The 16,709-nt window shown below is 73.0% G+C and carries 13 protein-coding genes; 8 read left to right on the forward strand and 5 right to left on the reverse strand.

The features are described 5' to 3' along the window. Nucleotides 1-81: 81 nt before the first annotated feature. Nucleotides 82-1,551, forward strand: coding sequence for an MFS transporter (locus ACIBHY_RS15375; protein ID WP_397306965.1), 1,470 nt, complete (start codon nt 82-84; stop codon nt 1,549-1,551). On the opposite strand, the gene ACIBHY_RS15380 is transcribed toward ACIBHY_RS15375, so the two are convergent. From ACIBHY_RS15380 to ACIBHY_RS15400, 5 genes are read right to left on the reverse strand one after another with little or no spacing between them, the layout of a single operon-like run. After that, on the reverse strand, nt 1,533-2,642 hold the full coding sequence (locus ACIBHY_RS15380; RefSeq protein ID WP_397242932.1) for a VWA domain-containing protein: 1,110 nt from the start codon (nt 2,640-2,642) through the stop codon (nt 1,533-1,535). The genes ACIBHY_RS15375 and ACIBHY_RS15380 overlap by 19 nt on opposite strands. After that, nucleotides 2,635-4,806 (reverse strand): DUF5682 family protein, encoded by a 2,172-nt coding sequence (locus tag ACIBHY_RS15385; RefSeq protein ID WP_397306966.1) that lies wholly within the window; start codon nt 4,804-4,806, stop codon nt 2,635-2,637. The genes ACIBHY_RS15380 and ACIBHY_RS15385 overlap by 8 nt, the downstream gene beginning before the upstream one ends. Continuing rightward, nucleotides 4,803-5,867, reverse strand: a complete 1,065-nt coding sequence (locus ACIBHY_RS15390) for an AAA family ATPase (protein ID WP_397242928.1) — start codon at nt 5,865-5,867, stop codon at nt 4,803-4,805. Before ACIBHY_RS15390 ends, ACIBHY_RS15385 begins: the two co-directional genes overlap by 4 nt. Next, nucleotides 5,864-7,183: a DUF5691 domain-containing protein gene (locus ACIBHY_RS15395; RefSeq protein ID WP_397306967.1), complete on the reverse strand. Its 1,320-nt coding sequence runs from the start codon at nt 7,181-7,183 to the stop codon at nt 5,864-5,866. The genes ACIBHY_RS15390 and ACIBHY_RS15395 overlap by 4 nt, the downstream gene beginning before the upstream one ends. A 47-nt stretch (nt 7,184-7,230) precedes the next feature. Further along, on the reverse strand, nt 7,231-8,253 hold the full coding sequence (locus ACIBHY_RS15400; protein WP_397242924.1) for an SWIM zinc finger family protein: 1,023 nt from the start codon (nt 8,251-8,253) through the stop codon (nt 7,231-7,233). Nucleotides 8,254-8,376: 123 nt separating this feature from the next. Between ACIBHY_RS15400 and ACIBHY_RS15405 the strand changes: the two genes are divergently transcribed. From ACIBHY_RS15405 to ACIBHY_RS15435, 7 genes are all read left to right on the forward strand, one after another. Beyond that, nucleotides 8,377-9,672: an ABC transporter substrate-binding protein gene (locus ACIBHY_RS15405; RefSeq protein ID WP_397306968.1), complete on the forward strand. Its 1,296-nt coding sequence runs from the start codon at nt 8,377-8,379 to the stop codon at nt 9,670-9,672. After that, nucleotides 9,669-10,550, forward strand: coding sequence for a carbohydrate ABC transporter permease (locus tag ACIBHY_RS15410; protein WP_397242920.1), 882 nt, complete (start codon nt 9,669-9,671; stop codon nt 10,548-10,550). The genes ACIBHY_RS15405 and ACIBHY_RS15410 overlap by 4 nt, the downstream gene beginning before the upstream one ends. Continuing rightward, entirely contained in the window at nt 10,547-11,353 is an 807-nt protein-coding gene (locus ACIBHY_RS15415; RefSeq protein ID WP_397242918.1) for a carbohydrate ABC transporter permease, read from the forward strand. The genes ACIBHY_RS15410 and ACIBHY_RS15415 overlap by 4 nt, the downstream gene beginning before the upstream one ends. Nucleotides 11,354-11,375: 22 nt before the next feature. Further along, nucleotides 11,376-14,414 (forward strand): NACHT domain-containing protein, encoded by a 3,039-nt coding sequence (locus tag ACIBHY_RS15420; protein ID WP_397306969.1) that lies wholly within the window; start codon nt 11,376-11,378, stop codon nt 14,412-14,414. A gap of 10 nt (nt 14,415-14,424) precedes the next feature. Continuing rightward, nucleotides 14,425-14,970 (forward strand): cupin domain-containing protein, encoded by a 546-nt coding sequence (locus ACIBHY_RS15425; RefSeq protein WP_397306970.1) that lies wholly within the window; start codon nt 14,425-14,427, stop codon nt 14,968-14,970. Between the two features lie 77 nt (nt 14,971-15,047). Then, complete coding sequence (locus ACIBHY_RS15430) at nt 15,048-15,545, forward strand: RNA polymerase sigma factor (RefSeq protein WP_397242912.1); 498 nt, start codon at nt 15,048-15,050, stop codon at nt 15,543-15,545. 404 nt (nt 15,546-15,949) lie between these two features. Next, nucleotides 15,950-16,708, forward strand: coding sequence for an SAM-dependent methyltransferase (locus ACIBHY_RS15435; RefSeq protein ID WP_397242910.1), 759 nt, complete (start codon nt 15,950-15,952; stop codon nt 16,706-16,708). Nucleotide 16,709 lies beyond the last annotated feature (1 nt).

Below are 16,709 nucleotides of genomic sequence, written 5' to 3' on the forward strand. Positions count from 1 at the left end.
TCAGCCCATCTCATGTCGAAAAGCCGCGATATCTCGCTATCTAGCACGATAAAGCACCAGCCCGGGGTGATGGTCGGTGGCATGACAAGCAAGTGGTGGCCGCTGGTGGCGGTCTGCATGGGTGCGTTCATGCTGTTGATGCAGGCGGGCGCGGTCGCGGTCGCGCTGCCGGGCATGGCGGGCGATCTCGGCGCGACGTTCTCGTCGCTGCAGTGGGTGCTCGACGGGTACGCGCTGGCGCTCGCGGCCCTCCTGCTGGGCGCGGGCTCGCTCGCCGACCTGGTGGGCCGGAGAAGGATGTACGTGGCGGGGCTGGCGCTGTTCGCCCTGGCCTGCCTGGCCTGCGGGCTGGCGCCGTCGATCGGCCTGCTGGTGGCGGCCTCGGTGGCGCAGGGCGTCGGGGCGGCGATCATGTTCGCCACCACGATGGCCCTGCTCAACTCCACCTACAAGGGCCGCGACCGGGGCGTCGCGTTCGGCGTCTGGGGCGCGGTCAACGGCGCCGCGGCAGGAGCCGGGGTGCTGCTCGGCGGCGCCGTCACCGAGCACGGCAGCTGGCGGGCGGTCTTCCTGGTCAACGTGCCGCTGGCGATCGCGGCGATCGCGCTCACGCTCGCGGTGCTCGCCGAGTCGCGCGATCCGCGCGCCGGCCGCGTGGACGTCTCCGGCACCGCCACGTTCACGCTCGCCGCGGGCGCGCTCACCTACGCCCTCATCAGGGCCGGTGAGTACGGCTGGGCCGACGGCGCAGCCCTGGCCTGGGCCGCGGCGGGCCTGGTGGCGCTGGCCGTGTTCGTCTTCCTCCAGGCCAGAGGCGGGAACGCCATGCTGGACCTGTCACTGTTCCGGTCGCCGCGCTTCGTCGGCATCATGATCGCGGCCATGGCGCTCGGTGTGTCCGCCTTCGGCTACCTCGCCTACACCTCTCTGTGGCTGCAGTCGCTGCTGGGCCTCGGCGCGGCCGGCGCCGGGCTCGTGCTGCTGCCGCTGTCCGGCATCGCCTTCGTCGCCGCCCTCGTCGCCGGGCCGTACCTGCACACGGCCGACCCGAGGCTGTTCGTGGGCGGCGGCATGCTGCTCATCGGCGCCGGGGCGCTGGCCCAGGCCGTCCTGGACGCGGGTTCCGGCTGGGCGGCGCTGCTGCCGGGACTGTCGCTGACCGGGCTGGGCGTCGGCGTCTGCAGCCCGGCCATGTCCTCGGCGGCGATGGGCGCGGTGGCGCCGGAGCGCGGCGGGATGGCGGCCGGGGCGCTCAACACGTTCCGGCAGCTCGGGCAGGCGTTCGGCGTGGCGGTGCTCGGGTCGGTGTTCCGTGCGGCGGCGGAGGGGCGGATGGCCGGGCGGCTGGCCGACCCGGCGGGGGCCACGGATCTGCTCGCCTCCGGGCAGGCGTGGCTGCTGCCCGCGGGGCCGGCCAGGGAGGCGTTCGCGGGCGGGCTGAACGCGGCCTACCTGGTGGCGGGGGTGGGCGGGCTGGTCGCCGGGGTGCTGGTCCTGGTGCTGCGGAGCCGTACCCGCGAACGCAAGCCCGTCTACGGGGCGGCCGGCTGACGGCCCTCGATCGCCGCCGCCATCAGCTCGGGGAAGGCGTCGGGCGTGCACGCGAACGCGGGCACGCCCAGCGCGGCCAGGGCGGCGGCGTTGTCGCGGTCGAACAGCGGCGCGCCCTCGTCCGACAGCGCCAGCAGCACGATCACCCGCACGCCCGCACCGGTCATCGCGGCGACCCGGCCCAGCATCTCGTCCCTGACCCCGCCCTCGAACAGGTCGCTGAGCAGCACCAGGACCGACTCAGCCGGGCGTTCGAGCAGCCCCTCGCAGTAGGCCAGGGCCCGATTGATGTCGGTACCGCCGCCCAGCTGGGTGCCGAACAGCAGCTCGACCGGGTCGTGCAGCAGATCGCTGAGGTCGGCCACGGCGGTGTCGAAGACCACCATGCGGGTGCGCAGCGCCGGGATCGAGGCCAGCACCGCGCCGAACACCCCCGCGTACACCACCGACTCCGCCATCGAGCCGCTCTGGTCCACGCACAGCACCACGTCGCGCCTGAGCGAGCGCCGCTTGCGGGCGTGCCCGACCAGCCGCTCGGGCACCACGGTGTTGCGGTCGGGCAGGTAGTGGCCGAGGTTGGCGAGAATCGTCCGGTTCCAGTCGACGTCGGAGGTACGGCGCGGCCGCCGCGTGCGCGCCACCCGGTCCAGCGCCCCCGCCACGGCCGTCCGCGTCCTGGCCGTCAGCCGCTTCTCCAGGTCGCCGACCACCGCCCTGACCAGCGCCCGCGCCGATTCGCGCGCCTCGTCCGGCATCACCTTGGCCAGCGACAGCAGCGTGGCTGCCAGGTGCACGTCCGGCTCGACCGCCTCCAGCATCTCGGGCTCGACCAGCAGCCGGGTCAGGTCGAGCCGGTCGATCGCGTCCTGCTGCATGACCCGCACGACACCGGGCGGGAAGTAGGTGCGCACGTCCCCCAGCCAGCGGGCCACCCTGGGCGCCGAGGCCCCGAGGCCGCCCCGCTCCCCGCTCTCGTACAGCGAGCCGAGCGCCGCGTCCATCCGGGCGTCGTCGCCGTGCAGGCCCACGCCGGTGCCGTCCGCCTCGCCGCCGCCGAGCACCAGCCGCCATCTGCGCAGCCGTTCATCCACGGGCCCTCCCGAGTATCGTCAGCACGGTCCGCCCGGCCGCCGCCGCCCGCCGTTCGTCGACCTCCCGCTCGGGCCGCCCACCGCCCGCGCCCGACCGCACCCGCTCCCCGATCGCCCTGCGCTCCGGTACGGCGAAGCCGCCGAACGTCCGCCGCAGCAACGGCAGCACCTCCGTGAATTGTTCAGCGGACAGCCCGCTCATCCAGGCGTCGACCAGGTCCAGGAGCCGCGCGTCGTGCACCAGCAGCAGCCCGCCCCCGGCCAGGAACCCCTCGATCCACGCCGCCGCGCGGGCGGTCCCGCCGCCGCGCGAGGTGGCCCGCGCCAGCCGCCGTTCGGCGTCGGCCAGCGCGCCGGCGTCCAGGAGAATCCGTGTCAGCCGCCCCTCGACCAGGCCGTGCGCGCCGGAGGCGTCGCAGATCCCGAGGAGCGTGGCCAGCCAGCGCTCGCGGGCCGCCGGGTCGCCGAGCAGGTCGACCGCGGCGTGCACACCGTCCATCTGGGCCAGCATCGCGCCCGCCGCCTGCCAGGACAGTCCGGGCAGCGCGACGGGAAGGCCGGCCCGGACGCGGTCCAGCATGGAGCGGGCGACCGCCGCAAGACCCTCGGCCGGTGTCCCCCGGACGTCGCCGTAGCGGTGAGCGCGGACGATCGCCGGTAGCGCGGTCATCAGGTGCGTGATGTCGGCGTCCAGCGCGGCCCGCTCCGACAGGGCGGCGAGCACGCCGGGCAGCGCGCCGGGCAGCTCGGCCAGCAGGCATTTCTCGACCGTCTCCGCGAGCTCGCCCAGATTCTGGCCGGTGGGCGCCAGGTCCAGCACGCGGCGGGTGGCCGCGGCCTCCACCGTGGTGCCGAGCGCCGCGGACTCGATCAGCGCCAGGTCGAACTCCGGCCGCCACTCCAGCCGCCAGGTCTCCCTGAACGTCCCCTTGCCCCGCGCCTCCCCCGGCACCCCCCAGGGCACGCCGAGCAGCCGCAGCCGGTGCAGCAGGTGGCTCCTGCCCAGGTCCAGCGTCCTGCGCAGATCCAGCTCCAGCTCGCGCACGGGCGCGGCCGCCTGCTCCTCCCGGGCGACGGGGTGGAGGCGGAGGTGGCGCTGCTGCTCGCGCAGGTCGCGCTGCAGGGGTACGAGCGGGGCGTCGTCGCCCACGTGGCCCAGGCGGTCGCCGACGACCATGCGGCGCTGGATCAGCGCGACCCGCAGCTCGTCGCCCTCGCAGAGCACCGCCCTGGCCGCCTCGGTGACCTCGCTCAGTCCCGGCAGAGGGCGGCCGCGGAGGGCGGCCAGGCTTCGCGCCAGCCGTACGGCCTCGATGACGTGCGCGGACGACACGGCCAGGCCCTCCTCGCGCAGCACCGCTCCGGCCGCGCCCAGCCACCGCTCGACCGGTCGGTCGGCCACCGTGAACAGGTGGTGGTACCAGCCGGGCGAGCCCACTCCCGCGCCGTAGCCGGAGCGGATCGCGAGCCGCTCGTACGTCCACGGCACCCATGCCAGCGCCGCCTTCACCTTGGGCAGGCCGCGCAGCAGCGCGTCGTCGGCCTTCACGGGAGGCGGCGGTCCGGCCAGGGCGGGCACGTGCCAGGCGCCGCAGACCACCGCTATCCGCTCATGTCCGGCTTTGACGGTCGCGCGCAGGACACGCCGCATGTACGCCTCGCGCCGGGCCTCGAAGGCGTCCGGCGTGTAGCCCTCCCGAAGCGCCGCCATGGCCTCGCCGATCACCTCGAACTGCGGCGAGGCGCCGGGCCGGTGCTCGACCACGTCCTCCCACCAGCGTTCCGGGTCGTCGTGCCCGGCGGCCGCGGCCAGCTCGCCGATCGGGTCGCGTACGCCTGGTTCGCCGCCGCCCTCCGGAGCCAGCAGGTGGGCGGCGGGCAGGTCGCAGAAGCGGATCGGGACGCCGTGGCGCGTGCCGTACAGGATGGCCTGCCATTCCGGCGAGAACACCGCGAACGGCCAGAAAGCCGACCGCGACGGGTCGCCCGGAACGTGCGCGAGCAGCGCGACCGGCGGCTCGCACCCGGCGGCGAACCGGACCAGCGCGTCGGCCTCGGGCGGGCCCTCGATGAGGATCGCGTCGGGCCGCAACCGCGCCAGGCCCTCCCGCACGGCCTGCGCCGACCCGGGGCCGTGATGCCGGACGCCGAACACCTCGATCATGAGACCTCGCGGCAGGCCCGGTAGAAGTCATGCCAGTCCGGGCGTTCGCGCACCACGGTCTCCAGGTACTCCCGCCACACCACCCGGTCGGCGGCCGGTTCGCGCACGACGGCGCCCACGAGCCCGGCGGCCACGTCGGCGGCGCGCAGCACGCCGTCGCCGAAGTGGGCGGCCAGCGCGATGCCGCTGGTCAGCACCGAGATGGCCTCGGCCGTGGACAGGGTGCCGCTGGGCGACTTGAGCTTGGTGCGGCCGTCCTCGGTGACGCCGTCGCGCAGCTCGCGGAAGACGGTGACCACCCGCCGGATCTCCTCCAGGCCGGTCGTGGTCTCGGGCAGCTGCAGGGAGCGGCCGAGCTGGGCGACGCGGCGGGTGACGATCTCCATCTCCTCCCCGGCCGTGGCGGGGACCGGCAGCACGACGGTGTTGAAGCGCCGCCGCAGCGCGCTGGACAGCTCGTTCACGCCGCGGTCGCGGTCGTTGGCGGTGGCGATGAGGTTGAAGCCGCGCTGGGCCTGGACCTCCGTGTTGAGCTCGGGAATCGGCAGCGTCTTCTCCGACAGCGCGGTGATCAGCGCGTCCTGGACGTCGGAGGGCATCCGGGTGAGCTCCTCCACCCTGGCGATGCGGCCCTCGGCCATCGCGCGCATGACCGGGCTCGGCGTGAGCGCGTCGCGCGAAGGACCTTCCGCCAGCAGACGGGCGTAGTTCCAGCCGTAGCGGACGGCCTCCTCCGGGGTGCCCGCGGTGCCCTGGACCAGCAGCGTGGAGTCGCCGCTGATCGCCGCGGCGAGGTGCTCCGACAACCACGTCTTGGCCGTGCCGGGGACGCCGAGCAGGAGCAGCGCCCGGTCGGTGGCCAGCGTGGCGACGGCGACCTCGACGATGCGGCGGGCGCCCACGTACTTGGGGGAGATCCGGCCCCCGTCCCCCAGCACGTACGCGGTCACGGCCCAGGGCGACAGCGCCCAGCCAGGCGGCCTGGGCCGGTCGTCCTCCTTGGCCAGCAGCGCCAGTTCCTCGGCGTACTCGTCCTCCGCGTGGGCCCGCAGGACCGTCATGCGCACTCCCTTCCCAATTCCCCGACCATCTCGGCCCGGAACCGCAGTACCTCGGCCACCTCCGCCGCACCGCTCCGCTCGGCCAGCGGATGCAGCGCCGGATCGACGCGTTCACCGGCGAGCCTGGCGAGCTCGCCGAGATTCCAGGGCTGGGTGGCGGCGATCATGGCGATCTTGTCGAGTACGGCTGCCGCCAGCGCCGCCCCCCACGGCCGTTCGACGCCGCCGAGGACCATGATGAGCTGGCTATCCATGTCCTGATTTTTCACGAACTCGGCGGCTAGTTCCTGCTGTTCCTCTGGCGGGAGCACGCCCAGCAGATCCGCGATCGGATCGTGCGCGAACATCGCCCGCGCCCACCCCGCCTCCCGCTGCAGCACCGCCGCCCGCACCCATCCCGCCTTGACCTCGGCGTCCCAGTCGGAGATCCGCAGCCCGAGCATCACCCGCGGCTCGGCCCACATCCGCAGCGGCGCCCGCGCCACCACCTGCTGCAGCCACCAGGCCCGCTCGCCTATCCCTCGCGGCGGCTTGGCGCGCACGCCGTCACGCTCCATCGCCGCGTCGCACCCGCGCGGCGGCCGCACCTCGACGCGGCCACCGGACACCACCAGGCAGGCCGCCGCCCGCCGCGCCATCCGCCCGGCCAGCCGGGAGTCCGGCAGTCCTGCCAGCTGGTTGGCCGCCGACTGGCGTACCTCGCGGCGGCGGTCGTCCAGCGCGCGTTCCAGGAACGGCTCGTCGGCCATGCTCAGGCCCACGCCCAGTGCCTCGGCGAACTCCGCCCGATCTTCCGGCGTCTCCCGCTCCCACGTGCCTTCGAGCAGCGCCCGTGCCGCCGCCGGGTCGGCCGCCCTGACGGCCCGCAGGTGGGCGCGGCGGTCGGCGGGCGAGCCGTACTCCCAGCTCTCGCCGGTGGGCTCGTCGAGCAGGAAGGCCCAGGCCGGGTTCCGTGCGGCCAGCCACCGCCCGCGCCGCCCGGCCAGCACGCCGAGCCATGCCCTGATCGAGCGGTCGCGCCTGCCGCGTTCGAGCAGGTCGGGCAGGACGTGCGGTGGCACCCTGCGCCCGCTCGCCGCCGCCACCGCCAGCCACTCGCCCAGCACCCTGCCGTGCTCGCCGCCCAGAATCCGCCCGAGCCGCTCCGCCGCCCGCCACGGCACCGCCGCGCGCTCCTCCGCCTCCGCCCGCTCACCGTCCCGCGGGCCGAGGGCCACCTGCCCGGCCCGCCACCGCACCACCTCGACCGCCGCATCCCCCAGCAGCTCTCCCCGGTACGGCCGGCGCGCCGTCCCCACCAGAGCCGTGGAAACCATCACCTCCCACGCAGGACGGTCCACCGGTTCACCCATCGCGGGGCCGTTCACAGGGGCACCGGCCTGGCGTCGTCGTCCCACACCGTCAGCGGGCGCAGCCCGCGCGGCGTCCACTCGGCGGCCACCGTCACCGGCCCGCCGCCGGAGACCGCGATCAGCCGCCACGGGTCGTGACAGGCGGGGTGCAGCGGCAACCCCCCGAGGTCGGCCCGCCCCGGCAGCACCCCGTCCAGCAGCAACGGCCACGCGTCCGTCCAGGGATCGGCCGCCAGCGCCCCGGCCACCTCCTCCAGCGCGGCCTCCACCGAAACCAGCCCGGCAACCGGCCCGGCAACCACCCGGGCCCTCAGGCCGGGCACGGGAGAGGCCTCGTGGAGATCAGGCCCCGCCACCGCGTCCGGCGCGGGGAAGGCGCCGTGGGGACCGGGCGCGGGTGTGTCCGGGCGGGCGAACTCCGGTGGCTCCTCCCCGTCCGGGCCGGCGATCAGGGCCCGTAACGGGGCGGCGGCGGGGTAGAAGGCCAGGGCCGCCTCCAGGGTGGAGCCGGGCGGCGGTGTCCCGTCCATGGGGTGGGCGGCAGGGGTGAAGGTCAGGATGAGGGCCGGACGGCCCGTGGCGAGGCCGCGCAGCCACACGCGCCGGGCGGTCACGTGGTCGAGCGGCTCGTCCCGGACCCCGAGCACCAGCCACCGGTCATGGACGTGCGGCCCGGCCAGCACCTCCGCCCGCGAGGTCGTGAATCCGACCCGGGTCAGCACGGTACGCGCCAAGGCCGGCGGCAGCTCGGCACGCCGCCGGTACGCCACGGCCAGCAGGTTGAGCAGGGCGTATTCTGACAGCAGCGCACCAGGCCAGCCCGCCGCGGCCCGCACCCTCTCCAGCCGCGCCACCAGCCCGGCCGCCCCGGGGGCCTGGGCGTCGACCAGCCGCTTGACCAGATCATCCCAGTCGCGATCCTCCGCCTGGCCCAGGCCGAGCCGTACCTGGTCACCGAGCCACCGCTCCAGCTCAGCCAGCCCGGCGGCCACTCTCGCGTGCCGCGCGGTCTGAGCTGGGGTTTCGGAGATCACTCGATGCAGGGTAGCGGGCGAGACCGACATTTCCTGGCAAAGGGACTGGCGTGACCGGGACCACACGTCTACTGTATTCAAAACTCAGAATACATCACGTGACATACCACCGGGAGCAACCCCGTGAAGAGAGCCATCGCCGGGCTATCACTCGTTCTCACCGCTTCCTGCGCCACCGGCGGCGTCCCGGCCAAGGAAGCGCCGAAGATCGCCTCATCCACGAATGCCAAGGTGTCCGGAAATATCGAGATCTGGTCGTGGGATGTCGCCGCCAAGGCGCTCCAGCGGCTGGCCCCGGAGTTCGAGAAGGCCAACCCAGGCGTCAAGGTCAAGGTGACCGACATCGGCTACGACAACGCCTACGACAAGATCACCGTGGGCCTCAAGTCGGGCGCCGGCCTGCCCGACATCATCACGCTCGAAGACACCGCCGTGCCCGGCTACGCCGAGAACTTCCCCGACGGCCTGGTCGACCTCACCTCGGTGGCCGGCAAGTACAAGGCCGACTTCGACCCGGCCAAGTGGCAGGCCACCTCCACCGCCAAGGGCCTGTATGCCCTGCCCTGGGACTCCGCCCCCGTCGGCCTGTACTACCGCCGCGACTACTTCGAGAAGGCCAAGGTCGACCCCAGCTCGCTCGCCACCTGGGACGACGCGGTCAAGGCCGGCGAAAAGATCAAGCAGGCCACCGGCAAGCGCCTGTTCGTCTCCGACCTGACCACCGCCGCCGGGTTCACCACGCTCCTCCAGCAGCTCGGCCAGGGCTACTTCGTCGACGGCAAGGTCGCGGTCAACTCCCCCAACGCGGTCCGCGCGCTCACCCTGCTCAAGACGCTCAAGGACAAGGACCTCCTGCAGAACGAGAAGGGCTGGGACGGCCGCGTCACCGCCACCAAGCAGGGCAAGGCCGCCACCCAGCCGACCGCCGCCTGGTGGAGCGGCACGCTGACGGCCGACATGCCGGAGCTGTCGGGCAAGTTCGGGGTCGTCCCACTGCCCGCCTTCGACGCCGGCGGCAGCCGTACCTCGGCCAATGGCGGGTCGGCGCTGTCGATCACCGCGCAGACCAAGAACCAGCAGACCGCCTGGGCCTTCCTCGACTGGATGCTCGCGAACAAGGAGCGGCAGGTCTCGATGATGCGGACCGAGGCGCTCTTCCCCGCCTACCTGCCCGCGCTGAGCGACCCGCTGTTCGACGAGCCGCAGCCGTACTTCGGCGGCGAGAAGGTCAACCGCCTGTTCGCCGACCAGGTGAAGGAGATCCCGCCGGTGCAGCTGACCGGTGACGACAAGCAGGCGGAGGAGCTGCTGAAGAAGGCCGTCTCGGCCTGCCTGCTCAACGGCGAGGACCCCAAGGCGGTGCTCGACGGCGCGGCCGAGCAGCTCGCCGCCGCCACCCAGCGCGAGATCGCCCCGTGAGCTCCGTCGCGGTCGATGTTCCCAGGACCCGGCGCCGGTACGGCCGGCGTCGCCGTACCGTCGGATGGGTCTTCGCGGGACCGGCGGCGGCGCTGCTCGCGCTCTTCTTCGCCTACCCGCTGGCCGCGTCGCTGCTGCAGAGCCTGGAAGGCGGCTTCGGGAACTACGCGCGGCTGGTGCGCGACCCGTCGTTCCTGCGGTCGCTGGCCAACGCCGGGCTGATCCTCGTGATCCAGGTGCCGGTCATGATCGGTCTTGCGACCGTGCTGGCCTACGTGCTCAACCAGTCGTGGCTGAAGTTCCGTGCGACGCTCCGGGTGGCGTACTTCCTGCCGGCGGTGACGACGCTGGTGGCGTACGCGGTGGTGTTCCGCGTGCTGCTGCGCACCGAGGGCGGGGCGGTCAACCAGTTCCTCGGGCTGCAGGTGGACTGGCTGAACGACCCGTTCTGGGCCCGGGTGGCGCTGATCGCGTCGCTGACCTGGCGCTGGGTGGGGTACAACGCGGTCATCCTGCTGGCCGGGCTGCAGGGGATCGGGCGCGAGCAGTACGAGGCGGCGGCCATCGACGGCGCCGGGCCGCTGACCGCGTTCCGGCGGGTGATCCTGCCGCAGCTGCGGCCGGTCGTGGTGTTCTGCTCGATCACCTCGACGATCGGGACGCTGCAGTTGTTCGACGAGCCGTTGGTGCTGACCGGCGGCGGGCCCGGCGACGCCACGCTGACGCCGATCCTCTACCTCTACCAGGTCGGCTTCAAGCAGTTCGACTTCGGTTACGCGGCGGCGATCGCGTGGGCGGTGGTGGCGCTGATCGGGGCGCTGTCCTGGGTGCAGTTCCGCTACTTCGGCTCGCGTACGTCCGGGAAGGAGCGCGCATGAGGCGGCTCGTGTGGGTGCTGGCCGTTCTGGGCGCCCTGGTGAGCGTGGTGCCGTTCTACTGGATGATCGTGGCGGCCACCCACGACGGCAGCGAGCTGTTCGCCTCCCCGCCGCCGTTCCTGCCCGGCGGCGACCTGCTGGCCAACATCGTCAAGCTTGAGGAGTCCGTGCACTTCGCACGGGTCATGGCCACGAGCATCTGGACCGCGCTCGTCTACACCGCGCTCAGCTCGCTGGTGTCGGCGATGTGCGGGTACGGCCTGGCCAAGTTCCGCTTCCGCGGCCGGGGCCTGCTCCTGGGAATCGTCCTGGCCACGATGATGGTGCCGTTCCAGGTGCTGCTGGTGCCGTTGTTCCAGATGATGGCCAGCATCGGCTGGGTCGACACCTACCAGGCGATCATCATCCCGTTCCTGGCCAACTCCTTCGGGATCTTCCTCATGCGCCAGGCGTTCCTCGACTTCCCGGACGAGCTGCTGGAGAGCGGGCGCCTGGACGGGGCCGGCGACATGCGGATCTTCTACCGGATCGTGCTGCCGGTAGTCCGGCCGCAGCTCGGCGCGCTGGTCATCTTCACGTTCATGACGCAGTGGAACTCCTTCATCTGGCCGCTGCTCATGCTCAACTCCGAGGAGCGGTACACCGTGCCGGTGGCGCTGAACCACCTGATCGGGCTGTCCCACGTGGACTACGCGGGGCTCATGCTCGGCGCGTTCCTCGCCACGCTGCCGCTGATGCTGGTCTTCCTGGTGTTCCAGCGGCAGTTCGTGGCCGGTCTGCTGGGGGGCGCCGTAAAGGGGTGAGATTTCCGGCATGATCGCATTTATGCCAGGTGTGGAGACGGCGGTCGTGGCGGCGGGCAAGGCCATCGCGGAACGCGCGATGCGCGAATGGCTCGCCGCCCGTGCCGCGAACCGGGACCGGGACGCACAGCTCAAGGACATGATCCAGAGCGGCTTCCGTGACCGTCTGGCCCCCAGGAAGTTCGGCAACCAGCTCGAAGGCATGGCCATGGCCGTCGAGGCCCGGCTGCGCGACCTGGTCGAGCAGGAGTACCGCGGACTGGGCGAGGACGCCCGCTCCGCCGTACTCCTGGAGGTCGTCGAGTCGCTGCGCACGGCGGACCTGTCCGACCAGGCGCTGTTCGACGCCGACGCCGACCCCGCGCGGCTGGCCAGGCGCGTGCTCGACACCGTCGCGCCGCCCCGCCTCGGCACCACCGAGGACGCGCTCTACGGCGTGCTGCTGGCCGAGTGCGTGGCCTGCCTGGTCGGCATGATGCAGCAGCTTCCCCCGTACCTGCCGCGCGCCGCGACCGAGAACCTCGCCCGCCTCAGCGGCCTGGCCGAGGGCATGGAACGCGTCCTGGCCCGCCTGCCCGTCCGCACACTCGAAGCCCCCGAGGGCTCCCAGGACGACCTCGCCTTCGAGCAGCACTACCTGTCCTTCCTCAGCCGCACCCTCGACGAGATCGAGCTGTTCGGCGTGCCCATGGAGACCTACCGCCCGCGCACCTCCCTCAGCGTCGCCTACATCTCACTCACCGTCAGCGCCGACCACGAGCGCCGCCCGCCGGAACGCCTCGCGCCGTCGTCGCTGACCGGCCGCGACGAGAGCGAGCCCGGCGGCCGCCGCATCGAGTCCGCGCTCGGCCGCCTCACCCTGCTGCGCGGCGAGGCCGGATCCGGCAAGAGCACGCTGCTGCGCTGGCTCGCCGTGACCGCCGCCCGCCGCGGCTTCACCGGCGACCTGGCCGCCTGGAACGGCCGCGTCCCCCTCATGGTCAAGCTGCGCAGCCACGCCGACGGCCGTCTGCCCGCCCCCGCCGACCTGCTCGACGACGTCGCCCAGGAGGTCGCGGGACGGATGCCGCGCGGCTGGGCCGAGCGCGTGCTCGCGTCCGGCCGCGGCCTGCTGCTGGTCGACGGCGTGGACGAGCTTCTGGTACGGCACCGCAACGCCGTCCGCCAGTGGCTGTCCAGGCTCCTCGCGGCCAACCCGGAGCTGCGCGTCGTGGTGACCTCCCGGCCCGCGGCGGCGGACGTGCGCTGGCTGGCCGACGAAGGCTTCACCGCCGCCCTGCTGGAGCCCATGACCCCGCACGACCTCGGCGAACTCGTCCGCCAGTGGCACGTGGCCATGCGCGAGTGCCCCAGCCTGCCCTGCCACGCCGACGACCTGCCCTCCTACGAACGCGCCCTGCTCGCCCGCCTGGAGAGCAACCCCCACCTGCGCCTGCTGGCCTCCACGCCGCTGCTGGCCGCCATGCTGTGCGCGCTCAACCTCGACCGCCGCACCCAGCTGCCCCGCAGCAGGATGGCCCTGTACGACGCCGTCCTCACCCTCCTCCTGGAACGGCGTGACGCCGAACGCGGCATCCAGGACGACATCGTCCTCGACCCCGAGCAGAAGATCTGGATCCTGCGTGACCTGGCCTGGCGGGTGGTCTCCATGGGCCGTTCCGAACTGGCCAAGGCGACCGCCCTGCGCCGCATCGAGCAGCGGCTGACCGGGATGACGCGCATGCCGTACCAGGCGGCGGACGTTCTGGAGTACCTGTTGCGGCGCAGCGGCGTGCTCCGCGAGCCGGTGCCCGGCAGGATCGACTTCGCCCACAAGACCGTCCAGGAGTACCTGGCGGCGGGCCAGCTCGTCGAGGACGACGACGTCGAGGCCGCCGTCGAACGCGCCCACCTGGACCAGTGGCGCGAGGTCGTCGTCATGACCGCCGGACACGCCACCGGCCGTCTGCGCCGTGACCTGCTGCGCGGCCTCCTGGACCGGGCCGACGACGGCGGACGGCACACGCGGCGGCTGCGGCTGCTGGTGGCGTCCTGCCTGGAGACGATCAGAGAGATCCCGCTGGAGTTACGAGAGCGGGTGGAGGCGTGCCTGGCCGAGGTGATCCCGCCGCGCAGCGAGGACGAGGCCAGGATCCTGGCGGCGGCGGGCGAGGAGATCCTGCGCCGCGTGCCCGACGACCTGTCGGCGTTCACCCCGCTGCAGGCGGCGCTGACGGTGCGGATGACCGGCCTGATCAACGGCGAGGCCGCGATCAGGAAGCTGACCGCCTTCGCCACCGACCCCCGGCGGCCGGTGCAGCTCACGGTCGTCGACATGTGGCGCTTCTTCGACTCCCGCCGCTACGCGCTCGACGTGCTCGCGGCGATCCCCGACCCGCCGCGGATCGTCGTCAGCGACCCGCGTGAGCTGCGGAGCCTGCGGCACCTGAAGCGGATGACCGCCCTGTGGGTCGACCGGAGAGTCGACTCGCTGGCGTTCCTGAAGGACATGCCGCAACTCGAGTTCCTGGAGCTGTCGGAGCTGGCGGGCGACCTCGGGCCCGTCCGCTTCCTGACCGGCCTGAAACGCCTGTGGCTGCGGACCGGCCGGCCGCTGGACCTGACCCCCCTCCAGGACATGGAGAGCCTGTTCGGCCTCTGGGCGTGGGGCGCGGTCCACGAGCCGGATCTCGCCTTCCTCGACCGGCTCCCACGGCTCCAGCAGCTGGGCCTGAGCCTGCTCGAGGAAGAGTTCTCTGCGGAGGCGCTGTCGCGGCAGACGGAGCTCAGGGTCGTCTCCTTCAGAGGAGTCCGGCAGCGTCTGTCCCCTTCGGCCCTCGCCCACGCGCGCGAACTGTTCTCGATCACCCTGCGCGACCTCCACGGCGTCCCCGAGTGCCTGGAGGCCGTGGTGTCGGCGGGCCCGCCCCTCGAATATCTGCGCCTTCACCACACCGACGTCACGGACGTGTCGATCATCACCCGGCTGCCCACGCTCAAGCTGGTCAGCGTCCTGCCGGCCGACGGCCTGGACCTCACCCCGCTGACTGCCGTCCCCGGCCTCGTCGTCAACCCTGACTAGCATCACTCCTGTGGATCTCACCCTTTACCCAGACGGACCGACCACCCAGGTCGCTGACGAGGCCGAAGCCCTGGCCAGCCCGCTCGACGGCCAGCTCGTCCTGGACGGCGACCGGTTCCTGCGCCGCGACGTCCACGGCAAGGCGGTCGCCTTCGTGCCCCGCCCGCCGGTCGCCGCCGCGCTCGACCTGCTCCCCCACCCCGAGGGCGGCTGGTACCGCCAGACCTGGAAGACCGCCGTCCGCTTCACCCCCGGCGGCTACGACGGCGAACGGGCCACCGCCACCGGCATCTACTTCCTGCTGATGCCCGGCGAGGAGTCGGTCCCGCACGTGGTCCGCTCGGACGAGATGTGGCTGTGGCACCGGGGCGGCCCGCTCGACCTGACCATCGGCGACCAGCACGTGGTCCTGGGCCCGGACGTCGAGAACGGGCAGGTCCCGCAGGCGATCGTGCCCGGCGGCGTGTGGCAGTCGGCCCGCCCGGCGGCCGGTCAGGAGGTTCTGGTCAGCTGCGTGGTGTCGCCAGGCTTCGAATTCGCAGATTTCCGGGCATAAAAACAGCCATTCAACTTTGAACCATCCCTCAGCGGGAATCGTCGTGGGATGTGTGGACACTCTCCGATGAGACGCTCATGGCGGGAATGGCATCGGGTGACACCGATGCGGCGGCCGTGTTCGTGCGGCGCTTTCAACCCAGAGTGTACGGCTTGGCGCTGAGCGTGGTCGCCGACCCGTGCCTGGCGGAAGAGGTGGCCCAGGACGCCTTCGTCCGGGCGTGGCGGCACGCCGCCGCGTACGACCCCCGCCGCGGCCGGGTCGCGACCTGGCTCCTCACCATCACCCGCAACCTGGCGGTCGACGCCGTCCGCCTGCGCCGCGACCTGCCCGTGGACCCGTGGCGATTACCCATCCCGGCGCCCCGCCCCGACCCCGGCGCCCGAGTCGAACGCATCCAAGAAGAACTCCTCGCCCTCCCCGCCTCTCAGAGCCGCCCGCTGATCCTGTCGATCCTGTACGGCCTGACCGCCCAGGAGATCGCCGACCGCGAAGGCATCCCGCTGGGCACCGCCAAGACCCGCATCCGCCGCGGCCTCGCCCGCATCCGCACCGCCCTGACCACCACCCCGTGACCCCTGGCGCCCCGCCACCCCCGGCCGCCACTCCCCGACCTACCACCGCCCACCACCGGCCGCCCCTTCCTCCCGCCCGGAACGCCCCGAACCTCAACGCGCCACCCGCCCGACACCCTGCGCGGCGGCCCGACGACCGGCAGGCCCACAGGCCCTGGATGTGCCTGGACACCTGAGCGGGCGGCTCTGGGCGACCAGAGGCTGAGGACCGGGCCTGCTGGTCGCGGCGCCGGACGCCAGGTGGGCCGGGGCCAGGTGGAGCCGTTACCGGGTGGAGCGGGTGGGCCGGGGCCGGGGTCGGGTGGGTGAGCGGGCCGTTTTCGGGTGAGTAGGCGGGCCGGGTCGGGTGGGTGGGTGGATATTGGATTGATGGTGAAGGTGGTGACGTGGTGGGATGCCGCTCTGTGACCGCACTGAGTGAACTGCACCGCCCCGACGTCTATCCCCGCTCCTCCCACTACGACCCCGCCTGGGTGGTCGGCCTGGACATGGGCCCGCATCCCCTGTGGCTCCTGGAGGACCTGTCCCGCGACCTCGACCTGAAGCCGGGCATGCGCGTGCTGGACCTGGGCTCCGGCATGGGGGCGACGTCGGTGTTCCTGGCCAGGGAGTTCGGCGTCGAGGTGGTGGCCGCGGACCTCTGGGTGGCGGCGGGCACGGCGGCGGCCGTGTTCACGGAGGCGGGGGTCGCCGACCGGGTACAGGCGGTCAACGCCGAGGCCCACGCGCTGCCGTTCGAGAAAGAGTCCTTCGACGCGATCGTCAGCATCGACGCCTACGAGTACTTCGGCACCGCCGACGGCTATCTCGCCTACATCACGAGCTTCCTCAAGCCGGGCGGTCAGCTGGGGATCGCCACCCCCGGCATGACCGCCGAGGTCCGCGACCTCGGCGCGATCCCGCCGCACATCAAGGCCCTGGTGGGCTGGGAGGCGCTCGCCTGGCACACCGCCGAGTGGTGGCGCTTCCAATGGGAGATCACCGAACTGGTCACGGTGACGTCCGCGCGCCTGCAGCCTGGCGGCTGGAACGACTGGCTCCTGTGGGCCCGCGCCTGCATGGAGCACCGGCCCGGCGACGCCGCCGGGCAGACGGTCGCGATGCTGGAGGCGGACCAGGGCGCGTTCCTGTCGTTCGCGATGGTGAGCGCCCGCCGTACCTGAG

This window comes from Nonomuraea sp. NPDC050547, from assembly GCF_044457345.1.
Lineage (GTDB): Bacteria > Actinomycetota > Actinomycetes > Streptosporangiales > Streptosporangiaceae > Nonomuraea.

What these genes read in the sequence shown, in the direction of transcription:
- ACIBHY_RS15375 (WP_397306965.1), top strand. Translation starts at nt 82, where the DNA reads ATGACAAGCAAGTGGTGGCCGCTGGTGGCGGTCTGCATGGGTGCGTTC.
- ACIBHY_RS15385 (WP_397306966.1), bottom strand. Translation starts at nt 4,806, where the DNA reads ATGATCGAGGTGTTCGGCGTCCGGCATCACGGCCCCGGGTCGGCGCAG.
- ACIBHY_RS15390 (WP_397242928.1), bottom strand. Translation starts at nt 5,867, where the DNA reads ATGACGGTCCTGCGGGCCCACGCGGAGGACGAGTACGCCGAGGAACTG.
- ACIBHY_RS15395 (WP_397306967.1), bottom strand. Translation starts at nt 7,183, where the DNA reads ATGGTTTCCACGGCTCTGGTGGGGACGGCGCGCCGGCCGTACCGGGGA.
- ACIBHY_RS15415 (WP_397242918.1), top strand. Translation starts at nt 10,547, where the DNA reads ATGAGGCGGCTCGTGTGGGTGCTGGCCGTTCTGGGCGCCCTGGTGAGC.
- ACIBHY_RS15420 (WP_397306969.1), top strand. Translation starts at nt 11,376, where the DNA reads ATGCCAGGTGTGGAGACGGCGGTCGTGGCGGCGGGCAAGGCCATCGCG.
- ACIBHY_RS15430 (WP_397242912.1), top strand. Translation starts at nt 15,048, where the DNA reads ATGGCGGGAATGGCATCGGGTGACACCGATGCGGCGGCCGTGTTCGTG.